Origin of the sequence: Paenibacillus glycanilyticus (genome assembly GCF_023715145.1) — a bacterium.
GTDB classification, from domain to species: domain Bacteria; phylum Bacillota; class Bacilli; order Paenibacillales; family Paenibacillaceae; genus Pristimantibacillus; species Pristimantibacillus glycanilyticus_A.
Genome location: NZ_JAMBNP010000009.1, coordinates 60,008 through 79,600 on the forward strand (window position 1 = coordinate 60,008; position 19,593 = coordinate 79,600).

19 protein-coding genes are annotated in these 19,593 nt (G+C 51.6%); 13 read left to right on the top strand and 6 right to left on the bottom strand.

Annotated features, from left to right (window positions below):
- The first annotated feature begins 12 nt into the window (after positions 1–12).
- From icd to M3194_RS22185, 6 genes are all read left to right on the top strand, one after another.
- Positions 13–1,308, top strand: coding sequence for an NADP-dependent isocitrate dehydrogenase (gene icd, locus M3194_RS22160; RefSeq protein ID WP_251656271.1), 1,296 nt, complete (start codon positions 13–15; stop codon positions 1,306–1,308).
- Positions 1,309–1,484: 176 nt separating this feature from the next.
- Positions 1,485–2,426, top strand: a complete 942-nt coding sequence (gene mdh / locus M3194_RS22165; protein WP_251656272.1) for a malate dehydrogenase — start codon at positions 1,485–1,487, stop codon at positions 2,424–2,426.
- Positions 2,427–2,520: 94 nt separating this feature from the next.
- A complete protein-coding gene (gene recQ / locus M3194_RS22170) occupies positions 2,521–4,686 on the top strand; it encodes a DNA helicase RecQ (protein ID WP_251656273.1) in 2,166 nt (721 codons plus the stop codon).
- Positions 4,687–4,799: 113 nt separating this feature from the next.
- Positions 4,800–5,225, top strand: coding sequence for a hypothetical protein (locus M3194_RS22175; RefSeq protein ID WP_251656274.1), 426 nt, complete (start codon positions 4,800–4,802; stop codon positions 5,223–5,225).
- A 163-nt stretch (positions 5,226–5,388) separates the two neighbouring features.
- Positions 5,389–6,342, top strand: a complete 954-nt coding sequence (locus tag M3194_RS22180; RefSeq protein ID WP_311291661.1) for a sugar kinase — start codon at positions 5,389–5,391, stop codon at positions 6,340–6,342.
- A gap of 2 nt (positions 6,343–6,344) precedes the next feature.
- Entirely contained in the window at positions 6,345–7,142 is a 798-nt protein-coding gene (locus tag M3194_RS22185; RefSeq protein ID WP_251656275.1) for a DeoR/GlpR family DNA-binding transcription regulator, read from the top strand.
- A gap of 47 nt (positions 7,143–7,189) precedes the next feature.
- Here M3194_RS22185 and nagA read toward each other — a convergent pair whose 3' ends face one another.
- Both nagA and nagB read right to left on the bottom strand, forming a co-directional pair.
- Positions 7,190–8,371 carry an N-acetylglucosamine-6-phosphate deacetylase gene (gene nagA, locus M3194_RS22190; protein WP_251656276.1) on the bottom strand — a complete coding sequence of 394 codons (1,182 nt, stop codon included), beginning with the start codon at positions 8,369–8,371 and terminating at the stop codon, positions 7,190–7,192.
- The gene (gene nagB / locus M3194_RS22195; protein WP_251656277.1) at positions 8,371–9,096 is read right to left on the bottom strand and encodes a glucosamine-6-phosphate deaminase; all 726 of its coding nucleotides are present in this window, start codon (positions 9,094–9,096) and stop codon (positions 8,371–8,373) included. Before nagB ends, nagA begins: the two co-directional genes overlap by 1 nt.
- Positions 9,097–9,358: 262 nt before the next feature.
- Between nagB and fni the strand changes: the two genes are divergently transcribed.
- On the top strand, positions 9,359–10,429 hold the full coding sequence (gene fni, locus M3194_RS22200) for a type 2 isopentenyl-diphosphate Delta-isomerase (RefSeq protein WP_251656278.1): 1,071 nt from the start codon (positions 9,359–9,361) through the stop codon (positions 10,427–10,429).
- 110 nt (positions 10,430–10,539) lie between these two features.
- Positions 10,540–11,526 (top strand): MBL fold metallo-hydrolase, encoded by a 987-nt coding sequence (locus tag M3194_RS22205; protein ID WP_251656279.1) that lies wholly within the window; start codon positions 10,540–10,542, stop codon positions 11,524–11,526.
- 38 nt (positions 11,527–11,564) lie between these two features.
- Here M3194_RS22205 and M3194_RS22210 read toward each other — a convergent pair whose 3' ends face one another.
- The 3 genes from M3194_RS22210 to M3194_RS22220 all read right to left on the bottom strand — a co-directional run bounded on the left by M3194_RS22210 (position 11,565) and on the right by M3194_RS22220 (position 13,577).
- The gene (locus tag M3194_RS22210) at positions 11,565–12,284 is read right to left on the bottom strand and encodes a sulfotransferase family 2 domain-containing protein (RefSeq protein WP_251656280.1); all 720 of its coding nucleotides are present in this window, start codon (positions 12,282–12,284) and stop codon (positions 11,565–11,567) included.
- Entirely contained in the window at positions 12,281–12,907 is a 627-nt protein-coding gene (gene cysC / locus M3194_RS22215) for an adenylyl-sulfate kinase (RefSeq protein ID WP_251656281.1), read from the bottom strand. The genes M3194_RS22210 and cysC overlap by 4 nt, the downstream gene beginning before the upstream one ends.
- A 130-nt stretch (positions 12,908–13,037) precedes the next feature.
- Complete coding sequence (locus tag M3194_RS22220; protein WP_251656282.1) at positions 13,038–13,577, bottom strand: phosphatidylglycerophosphatase A family protein; 540 nt, start codon at positions 13,575–13,577, stop codon at positions 13,038–13,040.
- Between the two features lie 133 nt (positions 13,578–13,710).
- Here M3194_RS22220 and M3194_RS22225 point away from each other — a divergent pair, with 133 nt between their 5' ends.
- The 3 genes from M3194_RS22225 to rdgB all read left to right on the top strand — a co-directional run bounded on the left by M3194_RS22225 (position 13,711) and on the right by rdgB (position 16,312).
- Entirely contained in the window at positions 13,711–14,775 is a 1,065-nt protein-coding gene (locus M3194_RS22225; protein WP_251656283.1) for a GerMN domain-containing protein, read from the top strand.
- Positions 14,776–14,939: 164 nt separating this feature from the next.
- Positions 14,940–15,677, top strand: a complete 738-nt coding sequence (gene rph / locus M3194_RS22230) for a ribonuclease PH (protein ID WP_251656284.1) — start codon at positions 14,940–14,942, stop codon at positions 15,675–15,677.
- Positions 15,678–15,682: 5 nt separating this feature from the next.
- On the top strand, positions 15,683–16,312 hold the full coding sequence (rdgB, locus tag M3194_RS22235) for an RdgB/HAM1 family non-canonical purine NTP pyrophosphatase (RefSeq protein ID WP_397334373.1): 630 nt from the start codon (positions 15,683–15,685) through the stop codon (positions 16,310–16,312).
- A gap of 74 nt (positions 16,313–16,386) precedes the next feature.
- On the opposite strand, the gene asnB is transcribed toward rdgB, so the two are convergent.
- Complete coding sequence (asnB, locus tag M3194_RS22240; RefSeq protein ID WP_251656285.1) at positions 16,387–18,231, bottom strand: asparagine synthase (glutamine-hydrolyzing); 1,845 nt, start codon at positions 18,229–18,231, stop codon at positions 16,387–16,389.
- Positions 18,232–18,363: 132 nt separating this feature from the next.
- Between asnB and M3194_RS22245 the strand changes: the two genes are divergently transcribed.
- Both M3194_RS22245 and M3194_RS22250 read left to right on the top strand, forming a co-directional pair.
- A complete protein-coding gene (locus M3194_RS22245; RefSeq protein ID WP_251656286.1) occupies positions 18,364–18,711 on the top strand; it encodes a hypothetical protein in 348 nt (115 codons plus the stop codon).
- Between the two features lie 211 nt (positions 18,712–18,922).
- Positions 18,923–19,528, top strand: a complete 606-nt coding sequence (locus tag M3194_RS22250) for a P-loop nucleotide/nucleoside kinase family protein (protein WP_251656287.1) — start codon at positions 18,923–18,925, stop codon at positions 19,526–19,528.
- Positions 19,529–19,593 lie beyond the last annotated feature (65 nt).

A 19,593-nucleotide genomic window follows, 5' to 3' on the forward strand; every position in this document is an offset into this window, starting at 1 on the left:
GGATTTATTCTAATGGCACAATTCGAGAAATACGCTCTTCCAACAGAAGGCGAACAAATTACAATTGATAACGGTGTACTGCAAGTTCCTAACAACCCGATCATTCCTTTCATCGAAGGCGACGGTACTGGCCGCGACATCTGGCGCGCATCGAAACGCGTTCTTGACGCAGCTGTAGATAAAGCATACGGCGGCAGCAAAAAAATCGCTTGGTACGAAGTGTTCGCAGGCGAAAAAGCATTTAACGAATACGGCGAATGGCTGCCAGCTGACACGCTGACTGCAATCCGTGAATACATTGTTGCTATTAAAGGTCCTTTGACTACGCCAATCGGCGGCGGTATCCGTTCCCTGAACGTTGCGCTTCGCCAAGAGCTTGACCTGTACACATGTCTTCGTCCTGTTCGTTACTTTGCTGGCGTACCTTCCCCGGTAAAACGTCCTGAGCTGGTTGACATGGTTATCTTCCGTGAGAACACAGAAGACATCTATGCTGGCATCGAGTACCAAGAAGGCTCCGAGCAAGTTAAGAAAGTAATCGCATTCCTGCAAAACGAAATGGGCGTTAACAAAATCCGTTTCCCTGAAACTTCCGGTATCGGCATTAAGCCAGTATCCAAAGAAGGCTCCCAACGTCTTGCTCGCGCTGCAATCGAATACGCGATCAAGCATGGCAAGAAAACTGTTACGCTCGTTCATAAAGGCAACATCATGAAATATACAGAAGGCGCGTTCAAGAACTGGGGCTACGAAGTGGCTGAGCAAGAGTTCGCGGACAAAACTTTCACTTGGGGTCAATACGACCGCATTAAAGAAGCAGAAGGCACAGACGCTGCTAACAAAGCACAAGCCGAAGCTGAAGCAGCTGGCAAAATCGTCGTAAAAGACGCGATTGCCGACATCGCTTTGCAACAAGTTCTGACTCGTCCTACTGACTTTGACGTTATCGCAACTTTGAACCTGAACGGCGACTATCTGTCCGACGCTCTGGCTGCACAAGTTGGCGGTATCGGTATTGCTCCGGGCGCAAACATCAACTACCTGACTGGCCATGCTATCTTCGAAGCTACTCATGGTACAGCTCCTAAATATGCAGACAAAGACGTAGTTAACCCAGGTTCGGTTATCCTGTCCGGCGTTATGATGCTTGAGCATCTGGGCTGGCAAGAAGCGGCTGACCTGATCTACAAAGGCATGGAAGCTTCGATCAACAACAAAACCGTTACTTACGACTTCGCACGCCTGATGGATGGCGCAACTGAAGTTAAATGCTCGGCGTTTGCTGACGAAGTAATCAAAAACATGTAGTTATAAAAACAGGGGGGCATTATGCCCCTCTTTTTTGTCCATAAAATTAATCTCTTGGGTTTTTATCTTCTATCTTATTTGGATGACTTTTGCCAATATTGCAGATGTTAATACAAGTCAAGAAATGAACTTCTTTTAAAATTAAAGAACTAAACGTTTTTGGGAGGTTATTATCAATGGCTATCAAACGAAGAAAAATTACGGTTGTGGGGGCTGGCTTTACCGGCGCGACTGCGGCGCTGATGGCAGCACAAAAGGAACTCGGCGACATTGTTCTTGTTGACATTCCCCAACTGGAGAACCCGACAAAAGGCAAAGCGCTGGATATGCTGGAATCAACTCCGGTCCAAGGGTTGGACGTTAACATCACGGGTACGTCCAGCTATGAGGATACGAAGGATTCCGACGTTGTGATTATCACGGCCGGCATTGCCCGCAAGCCGGGGATGAGCCGTGACGATCTGGTCAATACGAATGCAGGAATCGTAAAGTCCGTATGTGAGAACGTAAAGGCGACAAGCCCCAATGCCTATGTCATCATTCTCTCCAACCCTGTAGATGCCATGACTTATGTGGCCTATCAGACGCTTGGCTTCCCGAAAAATCGCGTGATCGGCCAATCCGGCGTGCTGGATACCGCCCGGTATTGTACCTTCATTGCCCAAGAGCTGAATGTTTCGGTTGAAGATGTGCGAGGCTTTGTGCTTGGCGGACATGGCGACGATATGGTTCCGCTTGTGCGTTATTCGAACGTTGGCGGTATTCCGATCGAGAAGCTTATTCCGGCTGACCGAATCGAAGCAATCGTGCAGCGTTCCCGTGTCGGCGGCGGCGAGATTGTTAATCTGCTTGGCAATGGCTCCGCTTATTACGCACCGGCAGCTTCGCTTGTTCAAATGACGGAAGCGATTCTGAAGGATAAGAAACGGATCCTGCCAGTCATTGCTCTCCTTGAAGGCGAGTATGGATACAGCAATCTGTTCATGGGCGTGCCTACCATAATCGGCGGCGACGGCATTGAGAAGGTCATTGAGCTTGAGCTGACGGCGGAAGAAAAAGCGGCGCTGGACAAATCCGCAGAATCCGTTCAAAATGTGATTAAGGTAGTAACAGGCTGATCAACAGCCTTAAGTCTAATAAAGATTCGTTTGGGAGGACCCTGACACTCAGCTGCCAGGGTCCTCATTTTGATTTGAGGAAGGGGGAATACACGTGCTGCAGCAAGCACGAAGCGAACTGAAAAGAGTATACGGGTATGATACGTTCCGTCCCGGACAAGAGGATATTATTGAAGGCATATTGGATGGACGCGATACGCTTGCGATTTTGCCGACCGGCGGAGGGAAGTCCATCTGTTTTCAGGTTCCGTCGCTGATCATGCCGGGAACCTCAATCGTTATATCTCCATTAATCTCGCTAATGAAGGATCAGGTTGATACGCTCAACCGGCTTGGCGTGCCGGCGGCTTTTCTGAACAGCTCTCTTGGAGCGGAGGAGTACCGGACCGTGCTGCGAAATGCGCTAAGGGGCGAATACAAGATGCTGTATGTGGCGCCGGAGCGGCTTGATGCTCCGATGTTTACAACCTTGTCCGAGCAGCTTCATATTCCGATGATTGCTATCGACGAGGCTCACTGCGTATCGCAATGGGGTCATGACTTCCGTCCAAGCTACCGGCAGCTGGCGGGCTGGATCGGGAAGATGCCTAACCGTCCCCTTGTTGCTGCCTTTACGGCGACGGCTACTCAGGAGGTAGCCGCGGATATTACAGCCATGCTTGGTCTGCGCGAGCCCAATGTGTTTGTTACCGGTTTTGCAAGACCAAATCTGTCCCTCTCTGTTGTAAGCGGCGGTGACAAGAAAAACTTCCTGCAGCAGTTCCTGCGCGAGCGCGAGGATCAATCCGGCATTATCTATACAGCTACCAGAAAAGAAGCGGAGCAGGTTCAGGAGCTGCTGGTTCGGAAAGGCATTACTGCGGGTAAATATCATGGCGGGTTATCCGATACGGAGCGCGCGGATACGCAGGAACGCTTCAGGTTTGACGATATCCGAATCATGGTAGCGACTAATGCCTTCGGAATGGGCATCGATAAGCCCAATGTACGGTATGTCATCCATTGGCAGATGCCGGGAGATATCGAGTCTTACTACCAGGAAGCAGGGCGTGCCGGACGTGACGGCGAGGAAAGCGAATGCGTGCTGTTGTTTGAGCCGCAGGACGTGCAGGTGCAGCGATTCCTGATCGAGCAGGGCATGGGGGACGAGTACCGAAAATCGGTGCAGCTGTCCAAGCTTCATAACATGATGAATTACAGCCGTACACAGCGCTGCCTCCAGCAATATATCGTTGATTATTTCGGCGAGAAGGGGGTAGAGCCATGCGGGAAATGCAGTAACTGCCTCGATAAGAGCGAGCTGGTTGACCGAACGGCGGAAGCTCAGAAGGCGCTCTCCTGCGTCGGCAGGATGAAAGGGCGATTTGGCGTCACGATGGCAGCGAAGGTGCTTAAGGGGTCCAGAGACAAACGTCTTCTCGAATTTGGACTGGATCGTCTCACGACTTACGGGTTGTTCAACAACTGGCCGGAGAAGGAGATCGCTGATTGGCTGTACTGGCTTGTGGCGGAGGGGTACCTCCGGATGAGCGAAGGGCAATATCCGACCGTATCCCTTACAGCCAGTGCCCTGCCGGTACTGGAGGGCAAAGAGACGGTCATGCAGCGTCTGCGCACCGTTGTTCGCAGAAGTGCTTCAGGGGATGCGGGTGCTGCTTCTTCGCCATTGTTCGATGCGCTCAAGCAATGGCGCAAAGAAGCTGCGGCAAGAGAAAACGTTCCTCCGTTTATGCTGTTCTTTGACGCCACGCTGAAGGAGCTGGCCGATGTCCGGCCAGTGACGGAAGAGCAGCTGATGCAGACAAAAGGGATCGGCGCGGCTAAGGCAAGCAAGTACGGAGAAGAAGTGCTTGCGATAATTCAGTCGCATGCCGGAAGCGGCGGCAGTAGTCCCGCGGCCAATATCAGCGCCGTGACCAGACGGCCTGCAGTACGTCCGCCGGCATCTTCAGAGGAGACGCCAAGCCACGTGATGACGCTGGAGCGGTTTAATGCCGGCTTGGAGACGGCCGCTATTGCCGAAGAGCGCGGACTTAGCCGGGTAACGATAGAGGGCCACCTGATCCGCTGCGCGGAGGAAGGGCATGAGCTCGATTGGAGCCGTGTTATCCCGGAGCAATATGAGGATCAGATCGTGCAGGTCATCCAGGAGATTGGGTCGGACAAGCTGCGCCCTATTAAGGATGCTTTGCCAGAAGAAGTAGACTATTTCGCAATTCATGGCGTAATTGCCAAGCACGGCTTTAAGACGAAATCTTGAACATTGCCGGAAATGCTTTTGAAATGCCGGAAACTCAAGGGTTGTGCTTTGTGTTTCAGACAGGCATTTAGTATACTTATTGGTAGATTACGCATATGCAGGAGGTTTTTTTAATGAATGATGTGTTTTTCTTTTTACACTTGCTAGGGGCAGTTGGAATGGGCTTTTATATCGTTCTTCCGATTATGATCGGAAAAGCGACAAAGCTTGCCGGCCTTGGCCAAGGCGGATTGGCTGACGGTCTTGTATCGGCAAACCGTATTGTGCAGTATGCGCTTATTATCCAGCTGCTCACGGGCGGGTACATGATGTCGCAGGCCGATTATTCGGTTGCCTGGATGATTATCATCACGGTGTTGTTCCTGGCTATCGCAGCGATCTCCGGCATTATGTCGAAGCCGCTGAAACGCATCGTGTCGTCGATCCAGGATGGACAAAGCGCAACGGGCCATATCGCCAAAGCCCGCATATTCAGCTTGATCGTATTGATTCTGTATGTAGTTGTCATCTATTTCATGGCATTCCCTATGTACGAATAATTCTTTAGGTTAATGCTTACGAAGCAAGATTTATCACATTCGTGATAAATCTTAGGTTAATGCTTACGAAGTAAGATTTATCACATTCGTGATAAATCTTAGGTTAATGCTTACGAAGCAAGATTTATCACATTCGTGATAAATCTTTTAGGGGGAGAAGAACGTGCATCAATCACCAGACGTGGTAACCTTCGGGGAAGCAATGGCATTGTTTATGCCGCAGGAGCACAAATCGCTGGAACGGGCAACAACGCTCGAGCAAGGCTTCGGCGGCGCGGAAAGTAATGTTGCAATCGGGCTGGCAAGACTAGGCTGCTCGGTTGGCTGGTTCGGGGCGCTTGGTAATGATCCGTTCGGCCGCATGATCGTGAAAACGCTTCGAGGAGAAGGCGTCGACGTCTCGCGCGTCAAGCATAGCGACGAGGCTTCGACAGGGATGATGTTCCGCGAGCAGGTAGCCGGCCGCCTTGCCGTCCACTATTACCGCAAACATTCGGCAGCAAGCCGCATGGCCCCTGAGGAGCTGGATGAGGAGTATATCCGCGGGGCAAAGCTGCTTCATGTTACGGGCATTACTACGGCTCTTAGCGAGAGCGCCAAGCAAACGGTGCTTCGTGCGGTTCAGATCGCCAAAGAGGCAGGCGTGAAGATCTGTTTTGACCCGAATCTGCGGCTTAAGCTATGGTCGATTGAAGAAGCGCGCGAGGTGCTTCTGCCGCTGGCCGAAGCAGCGGACTACTTCCTTCCTGGCTGGGATGAGCTGAAGCTGTTGTACCAGACGGATGATTACGAGGAAGTAAAGGCGAAGCTGCAGCAGCTGAAAGCCGTGACCGTTATAAAAGGACTTGGGGATACAACGGTTGTGCTGGAAAACGAAGAGGAAGTCAGCGTTCCGTTCTATCCGGCAGAGAAAGTTGTTGACACGGTTGGAGCAGGGGACGGCTTCTGTGCCGGCTTCCTGGCTGGCTTGATGAAAGGCATGACACCGGTGGAGGCTGTTGGGCTTGCCAGCATCAACGGTTCGCTGGTCGTACAAATGCGCGGCGACTGGGAGGCGCTTCCGGAGTGGACGGCAGTCGAACAGCGCATGTCCGCTAAAGCGTGGGTGGAGCGATAACAATGGTTGATTCGAACGTTTCCGGGTCCAAGGGGCAGCGCCGCCGGGAAGCGATACTGCAGCTGCTCAAGCAGCAAGGACGCATTACGATTCAAGAGCTGGTGGAACGCTTTGATTGCTCGGAGGCAACGGCAAGACGCGACCTGGAGCAGATGGAAGCCGCATATCCGATTATCCGGACTATCGGCGGCGCAATGTATGACGGCATGAATACGGTCCGTGACACGGCGTTTGCGGAGCGGGAAGGGCTGTCGTACTTGGAGAAGGAGCGTATCGCTGCCAAAGCGGCTTCGCTGGTCGAAGACGGCGATGTCATTGGCTTGTCGGGCGGAACGACGAATTACCTTCTTGCCAAGCTGCTTAAGCTGAGAAGCGGGATTACCGTTGTGACCAATGCCGTCAATATTGCGATGGAGCTAGCGGGCAGCAGTGTCCAGGTTGTAGTGACGGGCGGCATTATGCGCCATAACAGCTTTGAGCTTTGCGGCCCCCTCGGCGAGGGGATGGTCGCACATCTGAATATCGGAAAAATGTTTATCGGCGTTGACGGCGTGTCGGCCTCGGGAGGCATTACGACTTACTCCGAACAGGAAGCTCAGATTGCGAAGGCGCTTATCAAGCGGTCACATACGACGTATGCCGTTTTCGACCAGACGAAGGTCGGCAAAACTTCGCTGTTCTCGATCGCGGCTTTACCCGAGCTGCAAGCTTTTATTACAGATCTTCCGCTAACCGGAGATCTGGCGGATAAAGCCGAGCAGCATCATATCGTTGTCCATGTAGCGGACAAGCCGGAATGAAAGAAGAGCGGTTGAAGGGGAGAATTTCCCTTTCAACCGCTCTTCTATTATTCCGCCGAATAAACCTGACTGCCATTTACCCAAGTCGACAGCACCTTGCTGAAATCCGGTGCGGCGAGCACGAGGTCGGCTCGTTTGCCTACCGCGATTGAGCCCGTATGCCCGAACAATCCAAGCTGTCTGGCCGGATTGGCGCTGGCATAACGGCTGATCTCATTCACGGTGAGCCCGGAATGTTCTGCCATATACCGGAAAGCGTTGATCATGGTTAAGCTGCTTCCGGCCAAATTGCCTTCCTGCAGCCTTGCTACTCCGCCTTCTACAATGACGGGCAATCCTCCCAGATCGTACAGACCGTCCGGTCTGCCTGCCGCCGAGATGGCGTCCGTGATCAGAATAAGCTTGTCTGATGGCTTGGAGGAGGCAAGCAGCCTGATGGCCCCCGGATGGACATGATGGCCGTCGGCAATAAGCTCTGCGTAAATCCGGTCATCGGTCAGAACGGCTCCTACGGTACCCGGCTCGCGGTGATGAAGAGGGCGCATCGCGTTATAAGTGTGAACGGCATGCGTAAGCCCGGCTTCCGCTGCCTGCGTCATGACCTCGAATGTCGCGTCGGTATGACCGCATGCCACCACAATGTTATGGCTGGACAGCCATTTGATCGCGTCGATGGCGCCTTCATTCTCCGGGGCTAGGGTCAGGAGCTTCAGAATGCCCGGGTAGCGCTCTGTCCAATCCTGCAGCCAGTCAAGTCGCGGAGGGGAGAGGAAAGCGGGATTCTGGGCGCCGATCCATTTCAGGCTGATGAACGGCCCTTCGAGATGGATCCCAAGCAGCTCTGCGTAACGCATCTCTTTATTCATATAAGAACGGGTCGCTTGAAATACAGCTTCGATGGCTTCCCGGGAAGCCGTTACCGTCGTGGCGAGCATTCCTGTCGTGCCTTGTGAAGCGTGGAACTTCGTTATCGTATCGTAGCTTTCCTCGCTGGCATCCATAAAGTCGCCGCCGAATCCGCCATGCACGTGAACGTCGATAAAGCCGGGAAGCAGCCAGGCGCCTTGTCCGTTCAGGACATGATCCGCGCCATAGGTCTCTTCTTCCTTCTCTTCGATAATACGGATAATCCTGCCGTCGTTAATCAGCACGCTGCCATTGGTTACCCGGTCTTCCAAAACAACTTTTACATTATGGATGAGCAGCGATTTGCCGTCGTGTTGTCCCATTACCCCAACATCCTTCCTGCCTCGCGGTCAAGAAGCACGGTTACGCGCGGATGTGTCTGCAACAGGGATGCCGGTACCTCCGTTGTAATAGGTCCTGTTAATGCTTGTTTGACAATATCCGCTTTATCCGCGCCGCGTACCACAAGAACAATCGAATTTGCTTTCAAGATTGAGCCGACGCCCATGGTGATTGCGTATTCCGGTACTTCGTCCATGCTCTCGAAGAATCTCGCATTAGCTTCGCGAGTCGCTTCTTTCAGCTTCACGACATGGGTGCCGCCCGATAAAGCATGATCAGGTTCATTAAAGCCGATATGACCGTTATGGCCAAGACCAAGCAGTTGAACATCAACTTGCCCCTCCAGCAGCATGCGGTCGTAATTTGCGCATTCGGCATCCAAATCTTCGGCCATGCCGTTCGGGAGAAAGGTATGCGTATCCGGAATATCAATATGAGCGAATAGATGCTTGTTCATGTAATAAGCGTAGCTTTGATTATTATAAGGTTTAAGACCGACATATTCGTCAAGATTAAATGTTGTAACATCCGCGAAGGAAACTTCGCCCTTCCGGTATTTCTCTACCATTTTGGCATAAATGCCTACGGGTGTCGATCCTGTTGCAAGTCCTAGTACGGCATTACTCTTTGCTTTGACGGTATCGATAAAAAGATCGGCCGCAAAGGCGTCCAGTTCTAATTGTGTATCAAAAATTCGTACGTTCATGGAAGATGCCCCCTCAATCGCATTTGATTCTATTCTAATTTATTATATTCATTTTAACAACAAAATTGATTGTAAATTTCATTTTAATGATTGTAAACGTCAAAATTACGATCTATGGATGTTCCGTCCTTGCTCCACTCCAGACCGCTGGGTTATGATGAACAAAAGTATTTTCGCAAAGCTTGAAGCTTATGTTAAGATGCCCAAAGCATCGGCATATAAGCAGGAAAGGTTGGCTATACAAATAGGAGGATTGCCCTATATGACAGTAGAGCAAATATCGGGGGCAAGCGCTTCCACATCGAAACGCAAAAGCGAGCATATCCGCATATGCCTGCAGGAGAACGTGGCCGGGGAAGGGATCGATACGGGGTTTGAGCAACTGCGCTTCCGCCATAATGCTCTTCCGGAAATTGCGTTTGACGACGTGCTGCTGGATACCGAGTGGCTGGGTCGGCAAATGCGTACGCCGCTGCTCGTCAGTTCGATGACAGGAGGCACAAGCGAAGCCGGCGCGATTAACAGGCGCTTGGCAGAGGCGGCAGAAACCCAAGGCTGGGCGATTGGACTTGGTTCGATGCGCGCCGCAATTGAACAAGAGGAATTGGCGGCTTCCTTTTATATAAGAGATATTGCTCCATCCGTGCCTGTGATCGCTAATCTCGGAGCTGTTCAGCTTAATTACGGATATGGCGTGGAGGCATGCCGAAGAGCGGTGGAAATCGCGGAAGCCGATGCGCTGGTGCTTCATTTAAACAGCATGCAGGAAGTATTCCAGCCGGAAGGCGATACCAACTTCCGTGATTTGCTGCCTCGGATTGAGGAAGTATGCCGGTCTCTGTCAGTACCGGTTGGCATTAAGGAAGTTGGCTGGGGAATTGACGCCGATACGGCTGCGGCTCTCGCTTCGGCGGGTGCAGCCTTTATTGATGTGGCAGGGGCAGGAGGCACGTCCTGGAGCCAGGTCGAGAAGTACCGGCAGAATGATCCGATGCGCAGATTGGCGGCGGAAGCTTTTGCCGGCTGGGGAATTCCGACCGCGCAGAGCATTATGGAGGTGAAAGAGCGGCTGCCGCATATCCCGGTTGTTGCAAGCGGCGGATTGCAGCACGGGGTAGATGCAGCCAAATCCATTGCGCTTGGAGCGGATATAGCGGGCTTTGGCCGCGCCCTTCTTCCTCGGGCCGCAAACGATGATACAAAGGTATCGGTTGAACAGTTAATTGAGCAATTCGAGCGTATTGAATTCGAGCTGCGTGCGGCAATGTTCGGCATAGGCGCTGCAACGATTACCGAACTTCAACATACAAGCCGTCTTATTCCAGCGCGTTAATCAAGTAAGCCCGGCAAGTTAAGCGAATACTAGACTGTCGGGAATCATTGCGCTGGTCGAGTGGTAGGAGTAGCTTCGGCTAGGATTTAGTAAGGGAGGGCACAGCATCCATGACCGTGGAGACAAAGGTATGGGACGGCGGATGGATTCAGGTAAAGATTCCGCTTCCTTTTACGTTAAAGTGGGTTAATAGTTATTTGATTCCGGAGAGCGGGGGGAGCTATACCCTCGTTGATCCTGGATTGCATACGGACGAAGCTCTTGCAGCCTGGGAAGAGGCCTTCCTGAATCATGGCGTTATAATGGAGCAAATTACCCGTATTGTGCTTACGCATCAGCATCCGGATCATTATGGCCTGGCGGGGTACTTTCAGGAACGGACGGGCTCGCCGGTCTTTATCTCGGAACGCTCTCACGGGTATACGAGACGGCTATGGGGAGAGAGCAGCACTTACGCGGATGAGCTCCGTGCGCACTTCGCTATCCATGGGATGCCGGAGGAGTTAACGCTTGAGATCAAGAATAACCTTGACGGGTTTGTCCGGAAGGTGTCTCCTCAGCCTCAAGTCACTTATTTGAACCCTGGCGATACGTTTCAGCTTGGCGGATTGGAATGGCAGATGATTGACGCGCCGGGCCATGCCTTTGGACAGCTGTGCTTCTATCAGCCGGACAACAAATACATGCTTTGCGGTGACCAGGTGCTGCCGCATATCACGCCTAATATTGCGTTTAATCCCGGAGAGGAAGAGGATCCGCTAGGCTGCTTCCTGAAAAGCCTGGACGAGCTATACGACTATAAGGTGGAGCTGGCCTTTCCGGGTCACCGCGAGCCGTTCACCGATTTTGCCAACCGGATTATTGAAATCAAGCAGCATCATGGCCGGCGCCTGAACAAGATCTGGGAAATATTGCGAGTGCCCAGCAGCGCTTTTGAGCTTTGCGAGCATTTGTTTGGCGGTCATCTGCGGACGAATCCCCATAACTTGCGCTTTGCGATGTCGGAGACGATCGCCCATCTTCATTATTTGGAGAAGCGGGGAAAGGTCGTTCGGACCGGAACAACGGATACCGTTATGTTTCGTACGGCTGAATAAGGAATGAGCGAAGGCTTCACGGAGGTGGGGCCTTTTTCTTATTTTCTCGCTTCTCTTAAATAAGCCTTGAGCTTTTTTTCCTGTTCATAGGACAGATCGAATATACGTTCATTAAATTGCCTGTACGCATATTCGTACAGCTTTTGGTCGATTTCGTTTTTTTGCAGAATACTTTTGACCGCTTGGCCGGATAGCTTAAGATCTGAATGACGCCCCGGTGTAACATTTACTTTGGGATAATGCTTCGGCTCCCAGTTCATCATGCGCATAAACAAATATAAAGACATGTCATACTGCTCCGTAATGCCGACAAAGGCAAATTCATTAGCAAGAAGATCCCGGGCTTTTTTGTAATTCGGATAGGGATTGTTGAGCTCGCCGGTGATCATTCTGGACTGCAGATTGCAGTATTCAAGATCATAGAAGGGGTCAAGCGCATACTCCTCGAAAGTTAGCTCCTTATTATAAGAAATGACATATTTAGGATTTTTGTATTTGAAATAAAAGTAGGAAAGCGTTCGTTCAAGGGGATTGCGCAGCATCGTCACGTATTGAAAGGGACGGTCCGTGAAGTGGTGAATGCCATAGATGAAATGTCCGCATAAGGCATCTGCGTGTATAAGCCGTTCACTAAGCTGAATACCGTTTGACATGGTATAGAAGTGCACCGTATTCGGGCAATTCTCGTTAATAGCCTGGGTAAAAGAAGATCCCCCCGTTTTCGGAAGATGCAAGTAAAGAAGCAGCTTGTCGGTCACTTTGTCTCCCCTTCTTCCTTGTTGGAATAAATGATCCCGCAACGCCGGATATAAGCCATAATCTCGTTAACGGAATCAGACACCGTTTGTTTGTTAGTCTCGAGAACAAGCTCCGGTTGAAGAGGCGCCTCGTATGGCGCGGAAACGCCGGTGAAATGCGCGATTTCTCCGGATCGGGCTTTTTTGTACAGCCCTTTGGGATCCCTCTTTTCGCATTCCTCAACGGTGCATTGCACATATACTTCGATAAAATCAACCGGGCGGATGGACGCTCGCACCTTGTCGCGGTCCTGCCTGTAAGGAGAGATCGCCGCCACAATCGTGATGATCCCCGCATCAACAAACAGCTTGGCGGTTTCTCCGATTCTGCGGATATTCTCTGACCGGTCCTCCGGCCGAAAGCCTAGATCCCGATTCAGCCCGTAACGGAGATTATCGCCGTCCAGAATATAACTCCGGCAATTGAGATTAACCAGCTCTTGCTCTATGGCTGCCGCTAAGGTGGATTTGCCGGAGCCCGATAGTCCGGTTAACCACAGGATGCAGCTTTGATGACCATTGAGAAGCTGTCTATCTTCCCGCGTTATCCCGAAGTCATGCTTAACGATATGATTCTCGCTCATCCTTCTCTGGTCACTCCTCTCTCATTCGCTCACTACTAAATTATTCCAATAAAATAGAAAAGGTTCAGAGAGAAAAGCGGGCAAAAGAAAAAGCTGCCCTACAGGTGTAGGACAGCTTTTCTGCCAGTTTCTATTCCTTTAATCGTTCTGCTTCTTCTTCGCGTCCAGCTTGCTTGCGATGGGCAAGTCGACTTGCCGCGGAAGCTGCGATGGCTCCAACGATGTCATCCAGGAAGGTATGGATCTGACCATCGTTCTTGTCATTAAGCTTCTTCAAGATGCCGGGCTTCAGCTTGTCGATATAGCCAAAATTCGTAAATCCAATACTGCCGTAAACATTAACAATGGACAGGGCTAATATTTCATCGCAGCCGTATAGGCTTTCGTCATTTCTGACCATTTCTTGAAGCGGTGCCATCAGCTTGCCTTCCTCCGCCAAAAGATCAAGCTGGATGCCGGTCAATACGGCATTCTGCACTTCTCTTTTAGACAGGACGGACTCGACGTGATCGATGCAATCGTCCAGTGTCAGTTCAGGATAATAATCCTTCTGCAGAAAATGAACGAGCTGCGCAATGGAAGTTTTGGACACGCCTCGTTTCTCGAGCCATTCGTTTGTTGCGTCCGCAACCTCTCGGCTGTTCAAGCTGTAAGTGACTTGATTAAACAATTTGATTACCCCCTCAGATTTTGTGGACAAAACTGGTCTAAAAAAGGGAAGGGCTCGTATACATAGTACTACAAATTAACAAATGTACAAAGCCGCCGAACAGGCAATACCAAAATTTGGGGAGGAAAAAGTAATGACTCAAACAAAATGGATCCGCCGTGCAGCAATTTGCGGTGTGCTGGTATTTCCCATCCTGGCAACAGGATGCGGCTTGATCTCGCAGGATACAAAAGGGGAGATCGACCCGCCGCAGCAAACGGAATCAACAGGTGCTGTAGACGGCACAAACACCGGACAGGCTGTACAGCCTGGACAAGACGACGATTCCAATCTGACCGTCTACCTCGAGGATCCCAACGGGTATCTCGCACCGGTATCACTGAAAACAGCACTTACCGAAAATGCGGTTGATGAAGCCGGCAAAAAGGCGCTTGAAATCATGGTGGACGGCGGAAGCTTCGCCAACCAGCTGCCGGAGGATTTCCGGGCGGTTCTTCCAAAAGGTACCGAAGTTAAGTCGCTTCACATCGATCCCAAAACGCAGCTCGCAACCATTGAATTTGGCGGAACCTTCAGCGATTATCCGGCAACGGACGAGCGCACGATCGTAGAGGCCATCACTTGGACGATTACGGCCATGGGCGCAAAAGGCGTGGAGCTGTGGTATGAAGGCGCCAAACTGCCGGAAATGCCGCAGGACGGCTTCCCGCTTGATGAGCCGCTGACACGTTCCGTAGGGATCAATCTTGAAGCTGCCGATGGCGTCAACTATTTGAACTCGACGCCGGTTACCCTGTACTTCTCGTCCCAAACTTCGAGCGATGAACAATATTATGTACCGGTTACCCGTTTGATTAACCGTACAGAGGAGTCCGCCGCGCAGGCTGCTTTGGAACAGCTGATCACCGGCCCGCTGAACGCCAAGAATCTGACGGCGGTTCTGACCAATGATGTGGAAGTGACAAGCATCAATCAAAAGGATGACACGGTAACGGTGGATCTGAAAGACCAGGCGTTTGAACAAGGTCTTCCTGCTCCTGCGGAAATGCTGGAAGCGATCGTTCTGTCAATCACCGAAAACACTGGCGCAGCCAAAGTTCAAATTACCTTGAACGGCCAAAAGGTGACGGATGAGAACAATGTGGATTACAGCACGCCAGTATCCCGTCCGCATCATGTAAACGCGATTAAGAGCTAAGGCGGCTTTATCGGCAAAAAAAGCAGCTCCGTTTGGTCCAAGTGACCTTGCGGAGCTGCTTTTTCACATAAAAGATGCTTTTCACAAGTCACTTTGGTAAAATAGGAAAGATTGCAAAGCCACTACATACTAGTTAAAGCGAAAGATGCAGGAGGAACATAAGGATGCGAACAGACGGTCGGCAACCAAGCCAGCTTCGGCCGGTTACGATAACGACAGGCGTTAATAAATATGCGGAGGGCTCCGTTCTTATCGAAGTTGGCGAGACAAAGGTGATTTGTACGGCCAGCGTTGAGGAGCGGGTGCCGCCATTCATGAAGGGACAGGGCAAGGGCTGGATTAACGCCGAGTATGCCATGCTGCCGCGGGCTACGCATTCCCGCAACCAGCGGGAAGCGGCCAAGGGCAAGCTGTCCGGACGGACGATGGAAATTCAGCGTCTGATCGGACGCGCGCTTCGCTCAGTCGTAGATTTGCAGGCGCTTGGCGAACGGACCATTACACTCGACTGCGATGTCATCCAGGCAGACGGCGGTACGCGCACAACGTCCATTACGGGCGCGTTTGTGGCGTTGTGTCTTGCGGTGAACAAGCTGTCGAAAACAACGCAGTTTGCAAAATACCCGATTACCGATTTTCTTGCTTCGGTCAGCGTAGGCGTTATTCAGGAGCGCGCATTGCTTGACTTGAATTACGACGAGGACTCCAAGGCAAAGGTCGACATGAACGTGGTGATGACCGGAGGCGGCAAATTTGTTGAGCTGCAGGGTACCGGTGAAGATGCCCCGTTCTCGCGGGAGGAATTAAACCAGCTTCTGGAATTGGCGGAAGGCGGGATTGAGGAACTGATCGAGAAGCAGCGTGCGGCATTAGGAGAGATTGCGGAGCGAATCGGGGGATAATCGAAGTGACACAGCCAATATTGATCGCGACCAAAAATGAGGGCAAAGTAAAGGAATTCGCTCATGCCTTTGCCAAGCTTGGCAGAACGGTTGCCAGCTTGAACGAGTATCCGGCTTTTCCCGATATTGTGGAAAACGGCGATACGTTCTCAGCCAATGCCCGCATTAAAGCAAAGGCGGCAGGCGATGCGTTCCAGGTGCCAGTGCTCGCTGATGATTCCGGCCTTCGCGTCACTGCGCTCGGCGGAGCCCCCGGGGTCTATTCAGCCCGTTACTCCGGCGAAGGCGCGACTGACGCGTCTAACAATGCAAAGCTGCTAGAGGAGCTGAGGCGCCTGAACGCCCCGGATGCGGCAGAGCCGCTTGCGGACGGTACAAGGCTGCTAAGTCCTGCTCAGTTTGTTTGCGTGCTCGCCTTGTATGACCCGGCAACCGGAAAGATTGTCGAGACAGAAGGCACGGTCGACGGCTTTATTGCCGAGCGTCCGCGCGGCGAAGGCGGATTTGGCTATGATCCGTTATTCTGGCTTCCGCAGCTTGACCGCTCGATGGCGGAGTTGACCAAGGAAGAGAAGCAGGCGATCAGCCATCGCGGCAATGCTCTCGCGAAGCTGATCGAGATGCTTGCCAACTAAATAAGGCCAGCACGAAAACGTCACCGGATTGCTCCGGTGACGTTTTTTCTCTTTTTAACATTGTGCAGCGAGCGTTACTTTACGCTTACTCCGTACTCCTTCAGCCAAGTATTCACCTGATACAAATAGGCGAACAGCTGCGGACCGGACATCAATTGTCCGAACCAAGGAATATTCGACTTCGCCGAATCGGATTCCGCCAGCTCTCTAAGCTTGCTTACATTAATGAGCGGAAGCAGCGGAGAGGACGGATCGTTTAGGATGTCGAGGAACAGGCCTTTTACGGCTGCAAGGTAGTTCGGGTTATGCGTCTTCGGATACGGGCTTTTCTTGCGGGTGACCACATCGTCGGGAAGCACGCCCTTCAACGCCCGGCGAAGAATGCCCTTCTCGCGGTCGCCGGCTGTCTTGATCTCCCAAGGGATATTCCATACGTACTGCACCAGGCGGTGATCGCAGAACGGGACGCGAACTTCAAGGCCGGCGGCCATGCTCATCCTATCCTTCCGGTCGAGTAGAGTAGGCATAAAGCGCGTAATGTTCAAATAAGACATTTTGCGCATTTTGCGTACCGTCTCGGATTCCCCATCCAGATGCGGCACTTCGGCAATAGCCTGCGCATAACGGTCGCCGATGTAATCAAGGGGCTTGATCCAGGCTGCAACATCCGGTGCGAGCAGCTCGGCACGCATGGAAGAAGCCAGGGACCACGGGAACGTGTTGGCGCTTAACGCTTCCTCGCGATGGAACCAAGGATAACCGCCGAAGATCTCATCGGCCGCTTCGCCGGAGATCGCAACCGTCGCCCCTTTTTTGATCTCGCGGCAGAACAGCAGGAGGGAGGCATCCACGTCCGCCATGCCCGGCAAATCACGGGCGAGGGTAGCGTCTCGAAGCGCGCCAACAAGCTCTGGCGTATCGAACTGTATCGGATGATGAATCGTATTCAGATGACTGGTCATCCGCTCAATCCAAGGGGCGTCGCTGTTCGGCTGGAAGGCATGCGCTTTGAAATGCTTGTCATTATCCCTATAGTCGACGGAATACGTATGAACATTGCCTTGACCGGTTTGCTCATAATAGCGCACGGCAAGCGTTGTTAACGCGCTGGAGTCAAGACCGCCGGAGAGCAGCGTTCCAACCGGCACGTCCGATACAAGCTGGCGCTCTGTTGTATCTTTCAGGAGCTCGCGGACATGTTCGGCCGTAGCATCCACATCCTCTTCATGAGGAATGCTTTCAAGGCTCCAATATTTGGTTTTGCGGCTGCCGGAGCGGTTCACCGTCATGCATTGACCCGGCAATAGCTCGGTAATATCCTTGTAGACCCCTTGGCCAGGCGTACGCGCGGGACCCATAATAAAGATTTCCGCCAAGCCTTCCGCTCCTACCTCGGCTTTGACAGCCGGATGTGCCAGGATGGCTTTAGGCTCCGAACCAAAAATAAAAAGTCCATCCGCGAAGCTGATGAACAGCGGTTTTACGCCAAGTCTGTCGCGGGCCAGAAACAGCTCCTGCTCGGTAACATCCCAGATAGCAAAAGCGAAGATGCCGTTAAACCGTTCGACGCAGGCTTTACCCCATTCCATGAAAGACACAAGCAGCACTTCCGTGTCGCAGTGCGTGGTAAAGGTTCTGCCCCGGTCCTCCAGTTCCTTCCTTAATTCAAGCGCATTGTAAAGCTCGCCGTTATAGACAACGACATATGTGTCATCGCCCGAGCGCCGAATCATCGGCTGAGCGCCATTCTCGGGATCAATTACGCTGAGTCTGCGGTGACCAAGCGCGCAATTTGGCGATATCCATGTACCCGACGCATCAGGACCGCGCAGCGATAATGTCTCTGTCATTTTGACCAGGCTGCTGCTGTCTTGGGTTAAATCCCGGGTCCAATCGATCCAGCCGGTTATTCCACACATATTCTCATTCCTCTCTTCTGCTGGACTCCTGTAGCGATAATATCCGTTATATGCTGAAAAAAGGGATAAAATGTCTGTCCGCAGGGGGATGCTAAGAGCGCATGTTTGTAAAAAGGAGCTGAGAATTAATCGATGTCAGGCGATGAGCGCAAAAAATATTATGTATCGGTCCAGGCCGGACAAATTTTGCAGGATCAGGGAGCGGCTTCCTATGAGCTGGAGATTACGGCTAACGATGAGGAATTCAATCAGCTGCAGGTGATGTTCGAGGATTTATCGAGCATGGACGAAGCGATAACGGGGCATTACAATTACGCGGTCGGCACCCTGCAGGATGAAACTACAGACAAACGCATGAATGCAGGCTATGATGCCATTCTTCGTGATATCTATTTGTTTATACATGAGCATGGGACAGAAGGCACCCGCAAGCATGTAGAGTCGATGGGCATACTGGATCCAGGCAGACTACAAGGATAACATCCAAGGATAATGAACACTCTTGACGCGCAAAGCGAAAGCTTTCGAAGCAGCCACGCTTCGTATGGCTTTAACCGGGAGGGCATTATCCTTTTTTTGTAAGGCAGATTCTTTGAAACTAACGGATTTTGTTACCTTTATGATACCTTTATTAGGCGAGGAGTGGTACAATAGGAGGATAAAACTAGTATTATAGTGGAGGCATCAAGCATTGCAAAAGTTAGTGTTTTTCGTAGGTGTGGCGGGTACGGGCAAGACAACCGTGGCTCAAAAGCTGGCGGCGCGGATTCCGGCTGCTTTTTTGGATCGCGATACGGTAGGCGGACGGTTTGTTGAGGCTCTGCTGGAGCGTAACGGACTCGACAAGAACGACCGTGATTCGGATTTCTACAAACAAAATCTTCGCGATCTGGAATACGACACAACCAAAGATATTTGCATCGAGAATCTGGCAGCCGGTCAAAACGTCTTTATGATCTCTCCTTTTACGGCAGAGCTTAAAAATAAAGCTTGGATTGAGGAAGTCATTACGGCTGCAGGTCTGACAAAAGCGCAGGTGGATGTTAAGGTAATCGTTGTTACCTTGGACAATATCGAGCTGCAGAAGAACCGCATTATCGGACGCCAGACGGAACGTGACCAATGGAAGCTCGAGCACTGGTCGCAATTCGAGAAACGCATCGCGTTTGTACCCGAGATTAACTGGGATATCCCGCAATCATCTATTTTAATTTATGATAACAGCGGCGAAATGAGCGAAGAGCAGGTAGAGAAGCTGTATCAATTCGTAGCGGAAAAAGCTTTTACAGCCGTATAAGCGGATTTTGACGGAGCCTGGATAAGGGCTTCGTTTTTTTATGCACCTTCATTAGAAACATCAAA

What these genes read in the sequence shown, in the direction of transcription:
- mdh (WP_251656272.1), top strand. Translation starts at nt 1,485, where the DNA reads ATGGCTATCAAACGAAGAAAAATTACGGTTGTGGGGGCTGGCTTTACC.
- M3194_RS22185 (WP_251656275.1), top strand. Translation starts at nt 6,345, where the DNA reads ATGGTTGATTCGAACGTTTCCGGGTCCAAGGGGCAGCGCCGCCGGGAA.
- M3194_RS22205 (WP_251656279.1), top strand. Translation starts at nt 10,540, where the DNA reads ATGACCGTGGAGACAAAGGTATGGGACGGCGGATGGATTCAGGTAAAG.
- M3194_RS22245 (WP_251656286.1), top strand. Translation starts at nt 18,364, where the DNA reads ATGTCAGGCGATGAGCGCAAAAAATATTATGTATCGGTCCAGGCCGGA.
- asnB (WP_251656285.1), bottom strand. Translation starts at nt 18,231, where the DNA reads ATGTGTGGAATAACCGGCTGGATCGATTGGACCCGGGATTTAACCCAA.
- M3194_RS22175 (WP_251656274.1), top strand. Translation starts at nt 4,800, where the DNA reads ATGAATGATGTGTTTTTCTTTTTACACTTGCTAGGGGCAGTTGGAATG.
- nagB (WP_251656277.1), bottom strand. Translation starts at nt 9,096, where the DNA reads ATGAACGTACGAATTTTTGATACACAATTAGAACTGGACGCCTTTGCG.
- M3194_RS22225 (WP_251656283.1), top strand. Translation starts at nt 13,711, where the DNA reads ATGACTCAAACAAAATGGATCCGCCGTGCAGCAATTTGCGGTGTGCTG.
- fni (WP_251656278.1), top strand. Translation starts at nt 9,359, where the DNA reads ATGACAGTAGAGCAAATATCGGGGGCAAGCGCTTCCACATCGAAACGC.
- nagA (WP_251656276.1), bottom strand. Translation starts at nt 8,371, where the DNA reads ATGGGACAACACGACGGCAAATCGCTGCTCATCCATAATGTAAAAGTT.
- icd (WP_251656271.1), top strand. Translation starts at nt 13, where the DNA reads ATGGCACAATTCGAGAAATACGCTCTTCCAACAGAAGGCGAACAAATT.
- cysC (WP_251656281.1), bottom strand. Translation starts at nt 12,907, where the DNA reads ATGAGCGAGAATCATATCGTTAAGCATGACTTCGGGATAACGCGGGAA.
- rph (WP_251656284.1), top strand. Translation starts at nt 14,940, where the DNA reads ATGCGAACAGACGGTCGGCAACCAAGCCAGCTTCGGCCGGTTACGATA.